General features: G+C 50.1%; 15 protein-coding genes, 1 other RNA gene and 1 pseudogene. 8 read left to right on the top strand and 9 right to left on the bottom strand.

Annotated elements, in window-relative coordinates:
- Window positions 1–5: 5 nt before the first annotated feature.
- Window positions 6–2,252: pseudogene (locus JVX88_RS17145) on the bottom strand (aminotransferase class I/II-fold pyridoxal phosphate-dependent enzyme); the annotation flags it as partial.
- Between the two features lie 301 nt (window positions 2,253–2,553).
- Here JVX88_RS17145 and JVX88_RS17140 point away from each other — a divergent pair.
- The gene (locus tag JVX88_RS17140; RefSeq protein ID WP_036003775.1) at window positions 2,554–2,952 is read left to right on the top strand and encodes a response regulator; all 399 of its coding nucleotides are present in this window, start codon (window positions 2,554–2,556) and stop codon (window positions 2,950–2,952) included.
- 570 nt (window positions 2,953–3,522) lie between these two features.
- Here the strand turns inward: JVX88_RS17140 and JVX88_RS17135 are convergent.
- From JVX88_RS17135 to bioF, 3 genes are read right to left on the bottom strand one after another with little or no spacing between them, the layout of a single operon-like run.
- Window positions 3,523–4,785, bottom strand: a complete 1,263-nt coding sequence (locus tag JVX88_RS17135; RefSeq protein ID WP_211628476.1) for a cysteine desulfurase — start codon at window positions 4,783–4,785, stop codon at window positions 3,523–3,525.
- Window positions 4,786–4,829: 44 nt separating this feature from the next.
- Window positions 4,830–5,570 carry a hypothetical protein gene (locus JVX88_RS17130; RefSeq protein ID WP_211628475.1) on the bottom strand — a complete coding sequence of 247 codons (741 nt, stop codon included), beginning with the start codon at window positions 5,568–5,570 and terminating at the stop codon, window positions 4,830–4,832.
- A gap of 43 nt (window positions 5,571–5,613) precedes the next feature.
- Complete coding sequence (gene bioF, locus JVX88_RS17125; RefSeq protein ID WP_211628474.1) at window positions 5,614–6,786, bottom strand: 8-amino-7-oxononanoate synthase; 1,173 nt, start codon at window positions 6,784–6,786, stop codon at window positions 5,614–5,616.
- 55 nt (window positions 6,787–6,841) lie between these two features.
- Between bioF and JVX88_RS17120 the strand changes: the two genes are divergently transcribed.
- Window positions 6,842–7,765 (top strand): Uma2 family endonuclease, encoded by a 924-nt coding sequence (locus JVX88_RS17120; RefSeq protein ID WP_211628473.1) that lies wholly within the window; start codon window positions 6,842–6,844, stop codon window positions 7,763–7,765.
- 17 nt (window positions 7,766–7,782) lie between these two features.
- Here the strand turns inward: JVX88_RS17120 and JVX88_RS17115 are convergent, their stop codons facing one another.
- The 3 genes from JVX88_RS17115 to ffs form a co-directional block, all read right to left on the bottom strand.
- A complete protein-coding gene (locus JVX88_RS17115) occupies window positions 7,783–8,133 on the bottom strand; it encodes a hypothetical protein (protein WP_211628472.1) in 351 nt (116 codons plus the stop codon).
- A gap of 227 nt (window positions 8,134–8,360) precedes the next feature.
- Window positions 8,361–8,747: a phasin family protein gene (locus JVX88_RS17110; RefSeq protein WP_211628471.1), complete on the bottom strand. Its 387-nt coding sequence runs from the start codon at window positions 8,745–8,747 to the stop codon at window positions 8,361–8,363.
- A 78-nt stretch (window positions 8,748–8,825) separates the two neighbouring features.
- Window positions 8,826–8,922, bottom strand: an RNA gene (ffs, locus tag JVX88_RS17105) — signal recognition particle sRNA small type.
- An 805-nt stretch (window positions 8,923–9,727) separates the two neighbouring features.
- Between ffs and JVX88_RS17100 the strand changes: the two genes are divergently transcribed.
- The 3 genes from JVX88_RS17100 (at window position 9,728) to JVX88_RS17090 (ending at window position 12,763) form a co-directional block, all read left to right on the top strand.
- Window positions 9,728–10,684, top strand: coding sequence for an RNA polymerase sigma factor, RpoD/SigA family (locus tag JVX88_RS17100; RefSeq protein ID WP_211628470.1), 957 nt, complete (start codon window positions 9,728–9,730; stop codon window positions 10,682–10,684).
- 196 nt (window positions 10,685–10,880) lie between these two features.
- Window positions 10,881–11,726 carry a hypothetical protein gene (locus tag JVX88_RS17095; RefSeq protein WP_211628469.1) on the top strand — a complete coding sequence of 282 codons (846 nt, stop codon included), beginning with the start codon at window positions 10,881–10,883 and terminating at the stop codon, window positions 11,724–11,726.
- Window positions 11,727–11,809: 83 nt separating this feature from the next.
- Complete coding sequence (locus JVX88_RS17090) at window positions 11,810–12,763, top strand: hypothetical protein (RefSeq protein WP_211628468.1); 954 nt, start codon at window positions 11,810–11,812, stop codon at window positions 12,761–12,763.
- Here JVX88_RS17090 and pgsA read toward each other — a convergent pair.
- On the bottom strand, window positions 12,760–13,446 hold the full coding sequence (gene pgsA, locus JVX88_RS17085; protein WP_211628467.1) for a CDP-diacylglycerol--glycerol-3-phosphate 3-phosphatidyltransferase: 687 nt from the start codon (window positions 13,444–13,446) through the stop codon (window positions 12,760–12,762). The two genes, JVX88_RS17090 and pgsA, sit on opposite strands and share 4 nt — an antisense overlap.
- Window positions 13,447–13,584: 138 nt before the next feature.
- Entirely contained in the window at window positions 13,585–13,803 is a 219-nt protein-coding gene (locus JVX88_RS17080) for a hypothetical protein (protein ID WP_211628466.1), read from the bottom strand.
- Between the two features lie 151 nt (window positions 13,804–13,954).
- Between JVX88_RS17080 and crtB the strand changes: the two genes are divergently transcribed.
- From crtB to JVX88_RS43105, 3 genes are all read left to right on the top strand, one after another.
- Window positions 13,955–14,884: a cyanoexosortase B gene (gene crtB / locus JVX88_RS17075; RefSeq protein ID WP_211628465.1), complete on the top strand. Its 930-nt coding sequence runs from the start codon at window positions 13,955–13,957 to the stop codon at window positions 14,882–14,884.
- A 19-nt stretch (window positions 14,885–14,903) separates the two neighbouring features.
- Window positions 14,904–15,734 carry a cyanoexosortase B system-associated protein gene (locus JVX88_RS17070; RefSeq protein ID WP_211628464.1) on the top strand — a complete coding sequence of 277 codons (831 nt, stop codon included), beginning with the start codon at window positions 14,904–14,906 and terminating at the stop codon, window positions 15,732–15,734.
- Between the two features lie 115 nt (window positions 15,735–15,849).
- Window positions 15,850–17,004, top strand: coding sequence for a polysaccharide biosynthesis/export family protein (locus tag JVX88_RS43105; protein ID WP_211628463.1), 1,155 nt, complete (start codon window positions 15,850–15,852; stop codon window positions 17,002–17,004).
- The last annotated feature ends 64 nt before the right edge of the window (window positions 17,005–17,068 follow it).

Raw genomic sequence — 17,068 nt, 5'->3', positions numbered from 1 at the left:
ACCGTAGAGGCAATTTGATCAGCACTGTGGAGGCAAGTGATAAAGAATCGTAATCTGGCCGCATGGTAGGGCACGGCCGGATACACCATTGGCTGAACATTAATCCCCCGCCGACGCAGCGCATGGGAGAGTTTTACAGCCCTGTGGGGTTCTCCTACAATTACAGGAATAATCGGCGATTGCTGACTGTTGCCAGTATTCAGTCTCCGCTGTTGGGCCAGCGACAGGAAAAGCTGAGAGCGCTGCTGCAACTGGATGACTCGCTCTGGTTCTTGCTGGAGCAGTTGGAGCGCTGCTAAGGCTGCTGCTGTATTGGCTGGAGACATGCCGACGCTATAGACGAATCCAGGAGCTGTGTATTTCAGGTATGTCACCACTGCCTTACTGCTGGCAATATAGCCACCACAACTCGCCAAGGATTTACTCAGCGTCCCCATCCACAGATCCACCTGGGCCGCCGAAATGCCGAAATGCTCACCGATGCCGCGTCCGGTCGGCCCCAAAACGCCAATCGAATGAGCTTCATCCACCAGTAAAAAGGTTTTGTACTTTCGCTTGAGCGCTACGATCTCCGGCAGTGGAGCCAGATCGCCATCAGTACTGTATATTCCCTCGATAGCAATCAATACCTTTTGGTAACAACGACGCTTTTGCGCCAGTAAATACTCTAATGTCTTCCAATCATTGTGGGGAAATTCAATTGCCGTTGCCTTTGCTAGTTCACAGCCTTGACGAATACTGTTATGACTCAGGGTATCATAAATAATCAAATCATTTTCACCAAACAAATGACCGATTGTAGTGACGTTAGTGGTATGTCCGCCGATATAAACAATACAATCTTCTGTACCCAGAAAATTGGCAATTTCCTGTTCCAGTTCACGGTGAATCGGACGTTCTCCAGCCACAACTCGACTAGCTGAAACCGATGTCCCATAAGTCTCTACAGCTCGCTTTACCGCAGCGGTGACAAAGGGATCGCCCGATAGGCCCAGATAGTTGTAGCTGGAATAACTCAGCAACTGCTGACCGTGGATTTGAGTTGTATCTCTGGCGATGCCTTCATGGGTTTCAAAGAATGGATTGCCGAGCTGTTCCACCCGTTCCAGATCCGAGCATAGGTTGAGATATTCGGGTGTTAGTTCAAAGTGATAATACGCGGCTGGAATATTGAGTTCAGCTTCAATTAAACGAGAGTCTGTTAACTCAGGAATTGACTCAGTAGTTAATTCAGGAACTAGTTCCGTGCTTAACCCATTAGCTGGCTCAACTTCAGAATTCGGCGCGGCTTTGGGTAACACAGCGCTCGGTGAATTAGTTGCGAATGGGGCCGATTCTATTCCACCCGCCCCATTCCTGAAAGAATGTTGGCTTCCCTCGTTGAGATGCTGCATCAACAAGTAGTCGGTTAACAGAGAAACGGTAGGATAATCAAAGGCAAGGGTTTGCGGAATTGGGCAGCCCAGACTAGCTTCCAAGCGGTTTCTAAACTCGACCGCCATCAGCGAATCCATGCCCAGATCGCCAAAATTCTCTTGTGGATCAACTGCTTCTGCTGAGCTAAAGCCCAACACTCGCGCCAACTGCTCCCGAATCTGATTTTGCAGTGCCGCAGCCTGATCGGTCGTTGAGGCTAGCTGCAACACTGGTGATGTTGAGTTTGATGATACTGGGTTTGATGATACCGGATTTGATGCTATTGGGCTTGACGGTGCTTGACTGGTTGGCAACTGGCTCGACTGCGATGCAGCCATTGGCACTTCGGACACAAGGTCCCGCACCAGCGGCAATGTTCGGTTAGGCATCTGCATGCGGAAAGTAGGCCAGTCCATTGGCAGTACACTCACCTGCGTGACATTTTTTTGCAGCAACCGTTCCAGTGCCCGTACTCCCTCAACGGGATCGATCAACCGCATTCCACTCTGAATGATCTGCTGCTGCTGTACCTGCCCCAACCGCGCCGCCATCATGGCGGCAGGCGGATCGTCATCCACGGAGCCGAAGTTGCCGTGCCCTTGCAGCAGCGGATAGCGGCTGGAAAAGTCCTGCACCATCCGCACCAAGGCATCGTAAACCGCCTGATCCCCGTGGGGGTGGTATTTACCCAGCACATCTCCGACGACGCGGGCGCATTTGCGGTAAGGCCGGTCTGGGGTTAGGCCCAACTCATGCATGGCGTACAGAATGCGACGATGCACCGGTTTGAGGCCATCGCGGACATCCGGTAGCGCCCGTCCCACGATTACACTCATGGCATATTCCAGATATGACCGCTGCACTTCGGCATGGAGGGCGGTGGGAATCACTTGCCCCGATGAAAGAATGCTCAACTGATCAGCCATGAGTTCGGTTCCTTTTTCGTTACTTGACGCAGAGTTTTCAGGGGTTAGGGGTTGTCATTCCGGACAGGATGTCCTAGCGTGATATCACAAGCGGAGGACGCCAAATACATTTCACAGTAATTTCACAGTATTACTAAATTACCTAGCATCAAAAGAGATAAACCGTGTCCATCCTGAGATTATGAGATTAGGTAGGTAGGGTATAGATGTTATGAAAACGGTTCTGATTGTTGAAGATGACTTGATCAACGCGCGGGTCTTCTCCAAGATTCTGACAAAACGGGGTGGGTTGGAAGTTAAGCATACCGAGAACGTGGACGAGGTGATGAAAATTGCGCAGGCCCGTGAGGCGGATATTATCTTAATGGATGTCTCCCTCTCTCATAGCATCTACCAGGGCAAACCCGTAGACGGAATTAAAATTACCCAAATGCTGAAGGCTGATCCGCAAACCTCCAGCTTACCGATTATTTTGGTGACGGCTCACGCCATGGAGGGCGATCGGGAAAACTTCCTACAGCAAAGTGGGGCTGATGATTACATCTCCAAGCCGGTTGTCGATCATCAGCAGTTCGTTGACCAAATTATGGCACTGCTCCCCAAGGAATAGCTTTAAGGATAGTACATAGATACTATTTTGCCAAACATTTGTGTAGGTTGAGGCGGTTTGGGTAAAGTCAATAAGCCAGGTCTCAGTGTCTCAGTGTGATCTAGTAAGGGCGAAGCAGTTGCCAAACAGTCTAGAGTGCAGTCAGACAGATCTATGAGCAACTGCTTCGCCCCCACCGACCAAACAGTCTAGCGTGCAGTCAGACAGATCTAGATCTATCAGTAAGGGCGAAGCAGTTGCCAAACAGTCTAGCGTGGGGTCAGGCAGATCTAGATCTATCAGTAAGGGCGAAGCAGTTGCCAAACAGTCTAGCGTGCAGTCAGACAGATCTAGATCTATCAGTAAGGGCGAAGCAGTTGCCAAACAGTCCAGAGTGCAGTCAGACAGATCTATGAGCAACTGCTTCGCCCCTACCGAACCAATGGCGAATCAACCGGATCTGAATACGAAATCGAATTAAAAATGAATTCTAAAAGAGGGGATCTGCCTTAACAGAAATCCCCTCTTTGGTTTGTGAAACTATTAGACTGCAAGCATCTTGTCGGTAGTAGGCGAACTGCGGCAGTCAGGCTAATTCAGGATGCCCCCAAAGAAATCGAGGGTTTCCTTCAAGGCCACAATAAAGGCGTCGATCTCTTCCCGCGTGTTGTAGAAGTAGAGGCTGGCTCTGGCGGTGGCAGAAACGCCCAAGTAGCGGTGCAAGGGCTGGGTGCAGTGGTGCCCGGTGCGGATGGCAATGCCTTCCTGATCCAGTAGGGTAGACAAGTCGTTGGGATGGACGGCACCGGTAGTAAAAGAGGCTAGAGCAGCTCGGTTGCTGGCGGTAGCGTTGGGTTTGGGACCATAGAGCTGGACTTCTGGAATCTGCATCAGCTTCTCGAACAAATAAAGCGTCAGCTCTTGTTCATAGGCGTGGATTTTGTCCATGCCTATGCCGGTGAGGTAATCCACAGCTGCACCCAGGGCAATGGCTTCTCCAATAGCAGGGGTACCGGCTTCAAACTTGTGAGGCAAGTCAGCGTAGGTCGAGTGATCGAGGAACACATCCGCGATCATTTCACCGCCGCCCAGGAAGGGAGGCATCGACTTCAGCAGCTCCAGTTTGCCGTAGAGAAAACCAATGCCGGTCGGGGCGCACATTTTATGTCCGGAAGCGACTAACCAGTCACAGTCCAGCGCCTGCACATCGACGGGTAGATGGGGGATGCTCTGGCAGGCATCCAGCAGCACTCTGGCCCCGTGGCGATGGGCGATGGCGGCAATTTCTTGCACCGGGTTGATGCAGCCTAGAGTATTCGAAACATGAACCGTCGCGACTAGCTTGGTTTTGTCGGTGATGAGCGACTTGAACTGCTCTAAATCAAACTCTTGGGTGTCAGTTAGCTCCACGAACTTGAGGATAGCTCCAGTCCGCTGGGACACGAGTTGCCAAGGCACCAAATTGCTGTGATGCTCCATCACCGTCAAGATAATTTCGTCTCCGGGCATCAGCGTGTTCATGCCCCAACTGTAGGCTACCAGGTTAATTGCTTCGCTAGCATTGCGGGTAAAGACAATCTCGTTGCGGCTAGCGGCATTGACAAAGGCAGCCACCTTATCGCGGGCCGCCTCGTAGGCGTCGGTGGCTAGGGCGCTGAGGGCATGAACGCCTCGGTGGACGTTGGAGTTATAGCCCTGGTAATAGGTCTGCAACGCTTCTAGCACCGCCGTTGGCTTTTGCGATGTGGCGGCATTGTCGAGGTAGATCAGGGGCTTGCCGTATACTTGCTGATCCAGAATTGGGAAATCAGCACGGATTTGAGCAGCGAGTGTTCTTTCTTGAGTGAAGGTCATGGCAACAGCGGGAGGGGAAGAGTTTAGGAGTTTTAAGTTTTGAGTTAAAGCTGGGAGGTGAGGCTTTGGCGGAGGGGTTCTAGGGGAATTTGGCTGAGAATTTCGTAGGCGAAGGCATAGACGAGCAGTTTGCGGGCGCTGCTGGCGTCGGGGATCTCAAAATAGGGGCATTTCAACTGTGCAGCCAGTGCTTTGCCTTTTGCGGGTGAAACAATTCGATCGGCTGAGCCATGTAGGATGACAACTTGGGGCACCGAACGTAAGAGGGCTAGATCAATTGCGGCCCTGTTGAGCTGCTGCAAATCCTGCCGCAGTTGTTCAATATTGAGCGATTCTGGTATCGGGCCATGCCATGCAACTGGATGATAACTTCTGGTCTGAAATTTTTGCAACATCAGCCGGGGATCACGAGTTGAATGACTTGCTCCATCAGAGGAAAGTTGACCGAGCATTTGCTGTACTGTCGTTTGCGAGCGCGTTTTGAGACTGGGTGGCTCCTCTGGATGGAACGCACAAAAGCTACTGAAAATAACCAAAACATCTGCCTGAAGCTGCTCTACCGGACACCAGTGCAATCCATAGGAGTGAACAAAGAGGATTTTGATATCACTTGTGAAATTTACTAATTTGCTAGCGCCAAAATATCCTCGATCCGCAGCTTTCAAACAACAAGCCTGTTTCTCTAACCATGTTTGCCACCCTTGCCAACAGGAATAATCAAAGCCCCATCCGTGATAGGCAAGGACCTCGGCTCTGTAGAAAGAACAATCACTATGAATCATCATGTACCAGAACTCTAAGCAAACTTAAATAAAATTATCCATATGATCAATGATTAATATTGTCCCAGATGCAAATCGCTGCAACTAAGCTATCTAGATGCTCTGGTGTATGACAGCTTGATAGCGCTAATCGAATCCGTGCCGTGCCCGCAGCCACCGTTGGAGGGCGAATCGCAGTTGCTAAAATTCCCTGCTTATCTAACCAGCGCGATAGAGACAGCGTTTTCTCCTCTGTACCTAAGAGGACTGGAATAATCTGCGAGCTGGATGCGCCCGTATCATAGCCCAACGCTTGCAACTCGGTCCTCAAACGGTTCGATTGCTGCCTCAGAAATTGCCGCTCCGACTCTAGGGTTGGCATCAGAAGTAGGGCTGCTTCAATCGCTCCAATCACCGCTGGTGGTAAGGCTGTAGTATAGATGAAACCAGGGCAGCAGTTGATCAAATAATCACACAGTTTTCTCGAACAGGTGACAAACGCCCCAAATGCCCCAAACGCTTTGCCAAAGGTGCCGACTACCAGATCCACACCCGCCCGATGGGCTGCTAACCCCATACCGGCTTGACCCAGAACCCCGACAGCATGGGCATCATCGAGATACAAGATCGCGTCATAGCGCTCGGCCAAATCAATCAGCCCATCTAGATCGCTGCAATCTCCGTCCATACTAAACACCGTTTCGGTGACGATCAAAATGCGGCTGTAGTTTTGCTGAGCTTGCTGCAACGCGGCTTCTAATTGATGTAAATCATTGTGAGCATAGCGCTTAAACCGGGCACCGCTGGCGAGAATTCCCTGTAGCAAACTATTGTGTACATATCGATCACACAGCACCAAGGATTGCCGATCCAAGAGCGCCGCCAAAATTGTTGAGTTGGCCTGAAAGCCAGAGTTGAATAGCAATGCTGCTTCCCGTCCACAGGCCAGCGCCAGCTTTTCCTCTAGGTTTTGGTGAATCTCGTAGGTGCCGCTCACCAGCCGAGACGCCGTTGCCCCAGTGCCGTACTGTTCCGTATACTGCTGAGCTGCCGCAATTAAGGTTGGATGCTTCGATAACCCCAAGTAGTCATTCGAGCTAAAGTTGAGCAACACCTGGCCAGAGCGGGCCACATGCACCACATCAATCGGCTGGAGCGGTTGGAGCGATCGCAAGCGTTGGCTTTGCACTCTCTCGGTTAGCGCTGACTCAATAAAAGTGAATTTGTCGTTTTGCACCATACTTGCACCATACTAGAAAAACATCCCAATCCATTTGCTAGGAGGGATAGCGGTTATGACCACCGATCAACAGCTTGACCTAATTGAATATCCAGAGTCTGATGGCAAACCGATGACGGAAAGTGATCCAACCCGCGATTATCTAGTGTATTGCGTAGAAGCGCTGGATCTTCATTTTCAGAGCCGGGAAAACGTCTACGTCTCAGGCAATCTATTTGTTTACTACCGGCAGGGCGATCCCAAAGCGGTCGTCTCTCCGGATGTGTTTGTGGTGTTTGGTGCCAGTAAACGCAAGCGGCGCAGCTACCAAGCCTGGAAAGAGAACAACAAGCTGCCTGATTTTGTCATGGAAATTACGTCCAAAACAACAAGAATTGAAGACGAACGAGACAAGCCATCGCTCTATGCCCAGCTTGGCGTGCAGGAATATTTTCAATACGACCCAACCGGAGACTACCTCCAGCCCCAGCTCAAAGGCTTTCGACTGGTGGAAGGCCAATACCAGCCGATTCCGGTAGAAACCCGTCCCGATGCGCTACTCTGCATTTCCAGCCAGGTGTTAGGACTAGAGCTATGGTTAATCGAGTCCGAATTCTCGCTGCTGTTTAATTTTGACAACGGCCATGCCATCCGGCGCGAGCTGCGCTTTTTCGATCCCAACACCGGCGAAAAACTGCCCAACTACAAAGAAGCCCGACAGGCCAAAGCATTCGCGGAACTCGCCAAAGAACAGGCCGAACTTGCCAAAGAAGAAGCCGAACAAGCCAGAGACCAAGCCGAACAAGCTAGAGACCAAGCCGAACAAGCTAGAGACCAAGCCGAACAAGCCAAAGCAGAGGCTGAACAGGCCAGACGATTGGCAATACCACGCTTGCTGGCGCTGGGATTAACCGTTGAGCAAGTCGCAGACGCCTTACAGTTATCCGTACAGCAAGTAGAAATCTTGAACCAGAATAGGGGTGACGCCAACCCAACGTAGCCCATTGCCCACCCAGATCATGCATCCCGATACGGAATAAATCCCTTGCGGCTCGGTAGAGTAAAAAGTGAGGGTCTGTTAGACTGTCCCCACTGGATATAACGCATGGAGAGCAAGGGATGACTGTAGCCGCAACGCACTGGATCAAGCCACTGTCCGATTTGCTCATCAAGCTGCTCAAGCTTCGGAGCTAATACTTCATCAATTTGATTAAGGGTGTCCTCTACGTCGTCTGCGACCTCTTCCGACAGGTCAAGCAGCGCATCGGTAGCTTCTGCCAAGTCGCGCCCTACTGCTTCAAACAGCTGACCCACTTCCGCCGCAATGGTTTCAAAGGCTTTAAACCAGTCTTGTTGCCAATTTTCCATAGTTTATATTAAGTGTTAAGTTTTGAGTTTTAAGTTGACTTGTTACCGATTTTCCGCAGGGTTTTAAGTGTTAGCGGCGTAGCACGTAATTCAAGCATGTAGTCTAAGTTTGAAGGCGAAGCAGAATGGGAAAACATAGCTCTCAGCTTTAAGCCTGTACACAGACTCAACTCAAAGCTTAAAGCACTGCTACGCAGAAGCAAGCTACAAAACTTAAAACTACTTTCTTAGTCCTGCTTCAGCCGTCGCAGTTCTTCTTGTAACTTGGCCACTTGTTTCCGCAGATCATCTACCTGCGATTGAGGAGCTTCAGATCGAGGAGTGGAGACCGACTCGTCCTCGACATCTTCTACCAAAATTTCGATTCTACGAGGTTCAGAAGGCCGGTCGGCTTCAGATGAGGGCGGCACCTGCTGTGCTCGGCTCACCATCTCATCCACCATGCGTTTTGCTTCTTCGGTGGTCATTTCGCCGCGAGCCACCATTTCATCGGCAATCTTTTGGGCTTGCACCTTTAGCTCTGACAAGGTGATGCCTGCCTTCTCTGCTGCATAGGAGGCTGCTCCTACACCTAAATAAAATGCCTTTTGTACGATATCTCCAAAACCAGGCATCGCGTTTTTCACTCCTTTATGCCATCGGACTCCTTTTAATATGGAGCCATGTCTCTAGGATAGGAGGAAACTACAAAAAGTGACCCGGAGATCACGCCTGTCACAAGCATCCCGTATTGCTGCTACCTTCCGGTCCTGACAAGGTTTGGGCGTTGTGACCGCATGAGTCCGAGTCTTCTTAAGCATAACATTATTCGTTGTCATTCATAGAAGGACTAAGGCTGAACTAGAGGCTGAGCAGGTTAACAATTGAACGTTGGTGCTTTACATGCTGGCTGTTTGATATCGACTCGTTACAGACTAGTAAATTCCTGTAAGTGCTGGCTCTCACGCAATGGCTGTGCTTTCGCTTCTCTTGCTGCTCTTGGGAATTAGATCTCTAGACGACGAACTATCAAATATTAAAAAAAATGAAAATTTCTCACCCGTGGGGTAGAGCCTAGGATCAATAAAAAACCGCCATTTTGTTCCTCAGGATGCATTCGTTAATTAGATTCAACCAGTATTCTAGAGCTACGTTTGGGAAATCAACGAACCCACGGTAGGCTTCAAAACATGTGACAGCTTCATGAACAAATGTTACAATTTTGAGAAAATCATCAATCCGCGGGTGATTAAAACTGAGTTTCAGCTTAACGAAAGTTTGGCTGGCGGCAGCCGAGCAATGCACCAATTAACTGTAAAGTCTCGCTGTCGCTGTTGGCTTAGCAGTATAAAGTGTGACATTTTAGTCGGTAATACTCTTTGTTGGAGTGGGGTTTACACACCATAGGCGGAGCTGAGCGAGTCTCAGTTTACAGAACTAGAAAGTCCAGTGATCAGGTTTAAACGCTTGTTGTATTTATTACTAAGTTCAATAACGTTTTTAGGGTTCTGACTTGATTTTGATCCCTGGACTTGGTGCCTAGAAACATGGGTTGCCACTTCTCAAAATAGTACAAATGTTCTAAACTTCTCTTCTATACTTTGGATTTGGCGCTATGAATACGACTTCAACTTCCCCTGATATGGTGCGCGCTTATCTAAGAGAAATCGGACGAGTGCCGTTACTGAGCCATGAGCAGGAAATTCTCTTTGGTAAGCAGGTGCAGCGCCTTGCAGCCCTTAATGAGCTTAAGGAAGAGTTCATTGCCAAGGTTGGACGGGAACCAGATGTAGAGGAATGGTCTCAACAAGCCAAGATTTCGGTAGCAGAATTGCAGCAGATTGTAGCTGAAGGTGAATTCGCTAAGCGCAAAATGGTTGAAGCCAATTTGCGTTTGGTAGTTTCGGTGGCGAAAAAGTATATCAAGCGCAATGTTGATCTGTTGGATCTGATCCAGGAAGGCACGATTGGCATGCAGAGAGGCGTCGAGAAATTTGATCCAACCAAGGGCTATCGGTTTTCGACCTACGCCTACTGGTGGATCCGACAAGCCATTACCCGTGCCATTGCTGAGAAAGGACGCACGATTCGTCTGCCGATCCACATCACCGAGAAGTTGAACAAGATTAAGAAAGCGCAGCGGCAGTTAGCACAAAAGTTAGGACGGGCGGCTACGGCATCTGAGCTGGCAGCAGAATTAGATCTAACAACTAAACAGGTGCGGGAATACCTGGAGCGAGCACGCCAACCTCTGTCCCTGGATCTGCGAGTAGGAGATAATCAAGACACCGAATTGGGCGAGCTACTGGAAGATACGGGTCCTTCGCCAGAAGACTTTGCTTCTCAGTCAGCTCTTAGAGGTGAGTTGGAGCAGCTCTTAGCCGATCTAACTCCTCAGCAGCGGGAAGTGTTGTCCCTTCGGTTTGGACTAGAAGACGGTCAGTCGTTGACCCTGGCCAAAATTGGCGATCGGCTCAATATTAGCCGGGAGCGTGTACGCCAAATTGAGCGGGAGGCGTTGACTAAACTGCGCAAGCGGCGGGCTGATATTCGCGAGTATCTAGCAAGCTGAATTGGACCGTTGGGCCTGAACTCAACGACAAAATCTATAGCTATCGTTTCTTAGCCGCCTTCCAAGTGCCCCCATAGACATAATGGGGGTTATTTTCTTTTAAGATAGGCAAACAGACGGAGCAGAGAAAAATCCACTGGTTCGATGCATCAACTCGGGCACGAAACAGCTTAGCTGCCGCTACCTGACACGTCCCATGGCTGTAGCAGAGCGCAACAACGTATATTGTGCGGGCTATGTTCAAAGTTCGCCGATCTCAACGGAGAACCGAGTTGTCGGTGCAAATGATGAAGCAGATCAGTTTCTCTATGGTGAATGGGACTACATCTACATTAATGCAGGCGCAAACAAAGGGGTTCAGGTCGGCGATGTTATGTCCGTTGTTAGGCCACGCGGCCAAGTGAAAACGAAATGGACGCGAAAAGGACGTCTAGGCTTTTACGTGCAAGAGGTTGGCACTATCGAGATCGTGCGTGTAAAGAATCAGGTCTCAGTTGGCAAGGTGAAGATGTCGTGTGACAACTTTCTTCTTGGCGACCTAGTGCAACCATTCCAACAGCGAACAGCTCCGATGTTTACGCAAAGACCGGCTCTCGATCTTTTTGCCGATCCCTCAGGAAAAGCTACCGGTCGTATCTTTATGGCAAGAGATATGCACGAAATGTTAGGACGTGAACAGATCGTGTACATTGATCTTGGAGCTGAGGACAATGTCCGTGCCGGAGACTATCTAACAGTATATCGTCCGCTTGGGAAGGGCAATCTTTTGCTTGGACCGAACGAATCAGTAAGCGCTCGTGATTATGACTATCAGAGTAATGTTTACCGCGGCGGAAAGTTTTCAAATCAATCGGCACGAAAGAGTGGTAACGAAGCTCGCGGACGAGTTGTGACGACCAGACGTGCAAAGGACGGACGTCCTGATCTACGCAAAGTGGTAGGCGAGTTGGTGATCCTAAACGTTAAAGAACGAACGGCGACTGCGATGGTCGTGCGTACAGCCCAAGAGATACATACCGGCGACTGGGTAGAGGTTCAATAAGAAAACGCAGATCGACCTGTGGCTGATTCCACTGCATAGTGTGGAAAGGCGGCAGGTCGTTTTAGGATCTTTTCGGAGGATAGATGGAATCGGCTGCGTGTCCGCATTGCGATCTCTTAAATGCTTCCAAAGCGGTTGCTTGCATACGCTGCGGCGGAAAAATGGACGCGCCGCCCGATATAAATAGTGTTTGGTTTGGTCTCGAAACAGCCCGCCCAGATATCGGACAGGATAGTAGCTCGCATACGGTCAGTTCCTCCGAAGTCGCAGGGCTAGGGTCTGAATACTCTCATCACTCTGCGTTTGGCAGAACGGTTCAACTAAAACGAAGGCCAAAGAGCTCGGCGGCTGCGATCTGGTCAGTAATACTCGGAATTGCTGGGTTCCCGATGATATGGGTCTTGATCGGATTGTATATCAATTGGTTTTATGTAACCCATTTAGGACACAGAGAGCTTATTCTTGGGGTTGCTTTAAGTCTTATCTTGATCATTGGCGGACTTGCATGGGGAATATGGGCGTTCCGCAATGCGATCATTGATCCTAAACGATATGCTCCACGCAAGACCGCATTGCCGGGCATCGCGATCAGCGGAGCAGGTTTGCTTCTTTTCCCGTTGGTATCTGCTATTGCCATCCCAAGCTTTCTTGAATCGAGACGGGCAGCGAATGAAGAAGCAGCACTTTTGAAGTTAAAACGTATAGCAATTGCGCAGAAGACTTATATCAAAAGTGTTGGCAATGGAGCCTGCGGCGATCTGGAGGTAATGCCGGGACTTACTCTATTGGATCTCGATACTGCACGGCCTGAAAGTGACGGTTACCGATTCTATGTGGAACCACTCGCAGAAGGCGGCTGTGAGATCCATGCGCTACCGCTGTCTTCCTCGGAAGGAGACCATTCGTTCTATTATTCAACTACCGATAACCAGCTTCGCTCAGGATCGAATCAGGGTAAGCCTGCAGGACCACGGGCACCTGTCATAGGAGGAGCTGCCACAAGAACACAAACCGCTTCAAACCCATCATCATACTAATCATTGTTTAAAGGTTCCTGTTTCTTGCGAAGAAAGTACCTCAAATAATCGTAGAGCGACCACACCGCCATTGCGACGGCTATCCACAATGCTCCGCGGCCGATCAAATAGCCGAATACTTTCCAATCATTCGAGGTTAACGACAAGGTCGCTAGATTCACGAACGCAGTCCTAACTTCTGCCACTTCCCAAAACCTGATCGCCGGATAGTCTTGTCCAAAATTGGATACGGGCGGCTGCCCGGTAGCAGCGGCGACAAGGAGTGCTACTATCGCAACACACTGGGCCCACATTTTTATCTTTCCGGAAGTTTGAGCGTGGATAATGATACCTTCTGCGGCCGCCACCGAACGAAGACCTGTTACGACAAATTCACGTCCAAGAATTATGACCACCGCCCAGGATGGAGCGAGGTGTTTTTCGACTAGGACAATAAGGGCAGCGGAAACAAGAAGCTTATCCGCTATGGGGTCAAGGAACTTTCCGAGCGTCGATACCTGATTGCGACGACGAGCAAGGTGCCCATCCAGAATATCTGTTAGCGAGGCTGCCAAAAAGATCACTATCGCAAGGGCGTATCCGCTGATCCCGAACCAAGCCTCAGAGACGGGCGTAAGCAATACAACGACCAATAAAGGGACGATCAAAATACGAGCAAGTGTAAGATAGTTTGGCAGGTTCACGACTTCTCAAAGTCTAAGCCTCAACCGATGTTCGTTCAAGCCCCGAGACCTGATGGGTTACCAGACCTACGAAAGTTCATTTTATTTCGACAGCCAAATTTATGCGACACATTTTTTTGACGTTCACATAAGGCCATCTCACACTACAATGTCCGGGTTTACAATTCCCAGTTGCCGTGTTTCAATGAAATGAGGCTTTGAAGAGCCGAATCCAGCGATGCCCGGAAGGGCATTCGGGCGGGCAAATGGTGTGGCCCGTCTTGACAAAATATCCACGCCGAAAATTATGGCGCGAAGAAAGTTTCGACATAGCCCGCGTTCCGTCCCTTCTGCGGAGCTTTCCCACCAGGAATACATTCTAGACCAACCTGCGCAGCTGACCACGCGCACGGAGCTTCTAATGATTTCTCAGTGACAACCTAAACACCCTTCCTCCAGCTTGTTGCTCAATCGCATTTCTGGGGCATTCTAAGGAAGCTGCAATCAAGCCAAATGCCTCCGAACAATCATGCAGATTAGCCGCAAGCTGGTGTCTATTTTTGAGCGTTTTCAGCGTCATTATCCTGAAACAGCGATCGGGGTAATATTGGCACTGCTTTATGTTCCATTGCTACTGCACTGGGTTGATGGGTGGCTCAATAAAAGCATCAGCACCGAGCATGAATATTTTAGCCACGGGTTGATTGGCTTGCCATTTGCGACCTATCTAGCCTGGCAAAACCGACAGCAATGGCAGCAGCTACCGAATCAAACTCACATGGCCGGATTAGGGCTGTTGGTGGTTGGAGTTGGCTGCTATCTGAGTAATTTGACTGACTTAGTGAATCTATCGCTGGTTGTCATCCTGGCTGGTCTCTGTCTGTGGTTCAAGGGTGTGCCGGGTCTGCGGCTTCAAACGTTTTCGCTGCTGTTGGTTCTGTTAGCAACGCCGAATCAAATTCCCTACCTGATAGCACCCTACACGCTGCCGCTGCAACAGTTCATTGCTGGAATGGCTGGGTTTATTTTGTTCCAGATTGGTATGGAAGTGCGGGTAGATCAGATTTACCTGTTCGTAAATGACCGGATTGTTGAGGTAGCCCCCTACTGCGCTGGCCTCAAGATGCTGTTCACCAGCCTGTATGTCGGCCTGATCTTGCTCTACTGGACCGGAGCCTGGAATTCTCGCACCAAGGTGATCTGGTTCTACAGCGGTGTGATTGCTCTGAGCGTAACGGCCAACATTATTCGCAATACGCTATTAACCTTCTTTCACGGCACTGGACAGGCGCAGGCATTTGATTGGCTACACGATGGTTGGGGTGGCGATCTCTATTCCACCGCCATGTTAGGGCTTTTACTTTTTCTTTTGCAAGGAATCAATCGTTGGATTGTCACAGATGAATTAATTCCTGCATTGGAAACGGAATCAGGTGATGCATTAGAGTCAGAAGCTTGAATTATTAGCGAAACAAATCATGCTGCCATCTCAACTTGATTCCTTCTATCGATCAACCTTGATCAAACAACTCGTCGTTTTAATGATTTTGGCAATTGCTTTAGCGGGCGCAATTCCCAGCTACTTGACGAGTCAATGGCCTTGGCAAAAAGTACCAGAAATCAGCCAACTCAAGCAACTTAAGGACATGCAAAAAAACGGTCTGTCGTTGCCGGGTTGGCAAACTCTCAGCCAAAGAACTGTCGAAATTGGCGGTCACAAATGGTCGGCGCAGGAAATTGTTCTAGCCACAGTGGATTCACAGATAGATTTACAAGTAGATTCACAAGTAGATTTGCAGATGGATTCACAGCCCGTTTGGCTATTGTTACGGCCCCAGACTTGGGCACGAGATTTGCCGCAGGTGGATTGGATGGATATCAATGGAGTGCGACAGTGGACGGCTGATTCACGCAAGGCACTCGAATTTACGCTGCCCGTCGCTGATAGTCAATCCCAGCCCAACCGAACCTACTCCGTAAAGGCTCGATTCTTTCGTGGTTGGACCCAACGACGAACCGATGCGGTGATGCAGTGGTACGCTTGGCCAGATGGAGGTCATCCTGCTCCCAGTCACTGGTTCTGGGCCGATCAACTTCAGCAATTGCGTCATCGCCAGCATTTACCTTGGGTAGCGGTGAGCATCCAGATACCGATTAAGCCACTGGGGGACATCAAGACAGCAGAAGCGGAAGCCAAAGCTTTGGCTCAGTTGGTGCAAACAACGCTGATGAAATCACTGCGGAAGAACGACACAGTTGGGCAGGTAGATAGTTTCATCTCGTTTGCTATATCTAAATCTGTATCTTGAGCTATCTATCTTTAGTTTACTGATTAATCAATTTTAGTTTTCCAATTCGATTAGGGCTATTTCGATTTTGATTTTTACAACTCCGTCAAACTTCTAATTTGTTGACCTTGCCCCTATGGTTACCCTGTTACGTCCCGCTGTATCTCGATTCAGTCTCTGTGCCCTATCCTCGCTATACAGTGTTGTAGCTGCTTTGCCCAGCATCCTGCTTGGGCTGATGTGGCACACTTCTGTCGCTGCTCAAGCGATGCCTGCGATCGCCCAACCGGCCTCACCTCGTGAGCTATTAGAAGATGCCAGACGGCGTTTATTAGAGAATACACCTGATGCAGAACTTGGTGAAAGTCCTGGTCAAGATGCCTTTGCATCCTACCGGCTTGGTCCGGGTGACACGCTGTTTGTGAATGTGCTGCGCTTTCCCGACCTGTCGTTTCAAAACACGATTGATCTGGAAGGAAGCATGCTAATTCCCCTAGTGGGAGCCATGACGCTAGAAGGATTAACGGTCGCCGCAGCGCGGGAGCAAATTCGCATTGCCCTGGATCAGTTCATTGTTGATCCGCAGGTGGATGTGATTCTGATTGCTCAGCGTCCCGTGCAGGTAACGTTGTTGGGTGAGGTGGTTCGCCCCGGTTTGTATCCGTTGGCGGCTCCCCAACTTTCGGTAGCGCTGGTGTCGGCAGGAGGCGCCACCACAAGAGCCGATTTGCGGACGGTGCGAGTGCGTCGCCAGCTTGTGGATGGTTCGATTGTCGAGAAAGATGTGGATCTGTTTACGCCGCTGCAAACGGCCTCACCGATTCCTGATCTGCAATTGGCCGATGGCGATACGATTGTCGTCCCAACCTTAACTGCCAACGCTGACTACGACCGCAACCTGATTGCCCGTTCAACCCTGGCCCAGCCCCAGATCAACGTGCGCGTCCTCAATTACGCAACTGGAGCACGGGGAGGTGGCTCGATTGGCAGTGTCCAGCTACCGAATGGCAGTAGTTTTGTCGATGCCATATCAACGCTTTCCCTCGATCTTGGCAGTGCCGACCTGCGCAACATTGCCTTAGTCCGGTTCGATGTGCAACAAGGAAAGGCAACCGCCAACGTCGGTCGGGGCCGAACCAATCCACGAGGTAATTGCCAACTGGCGCTCAACGCTGGAAAATCTCTATCGCCGCAAATCGCAAGAACGGCCCCTACCCGAAGGGGATCCGCGCCGGTTTCGGGATTTGGCTGCCTCGATGACGGTTCCGTTACCGGAGGCTTGAGCGGCTGATTCGCTACTGCTCCATTTCTCTGACGGCAAGTCAGTAAACTTGTCAGAGTCTTTGAATTTCAAA

Source organism: Leptolyngbya sp. 7M (genome assembly GCF_018128485.1).
Note: the sequence above shows the minus strand (reverse complement) of the source record. Positions and strands in the feature narration are given on the sequence as shown.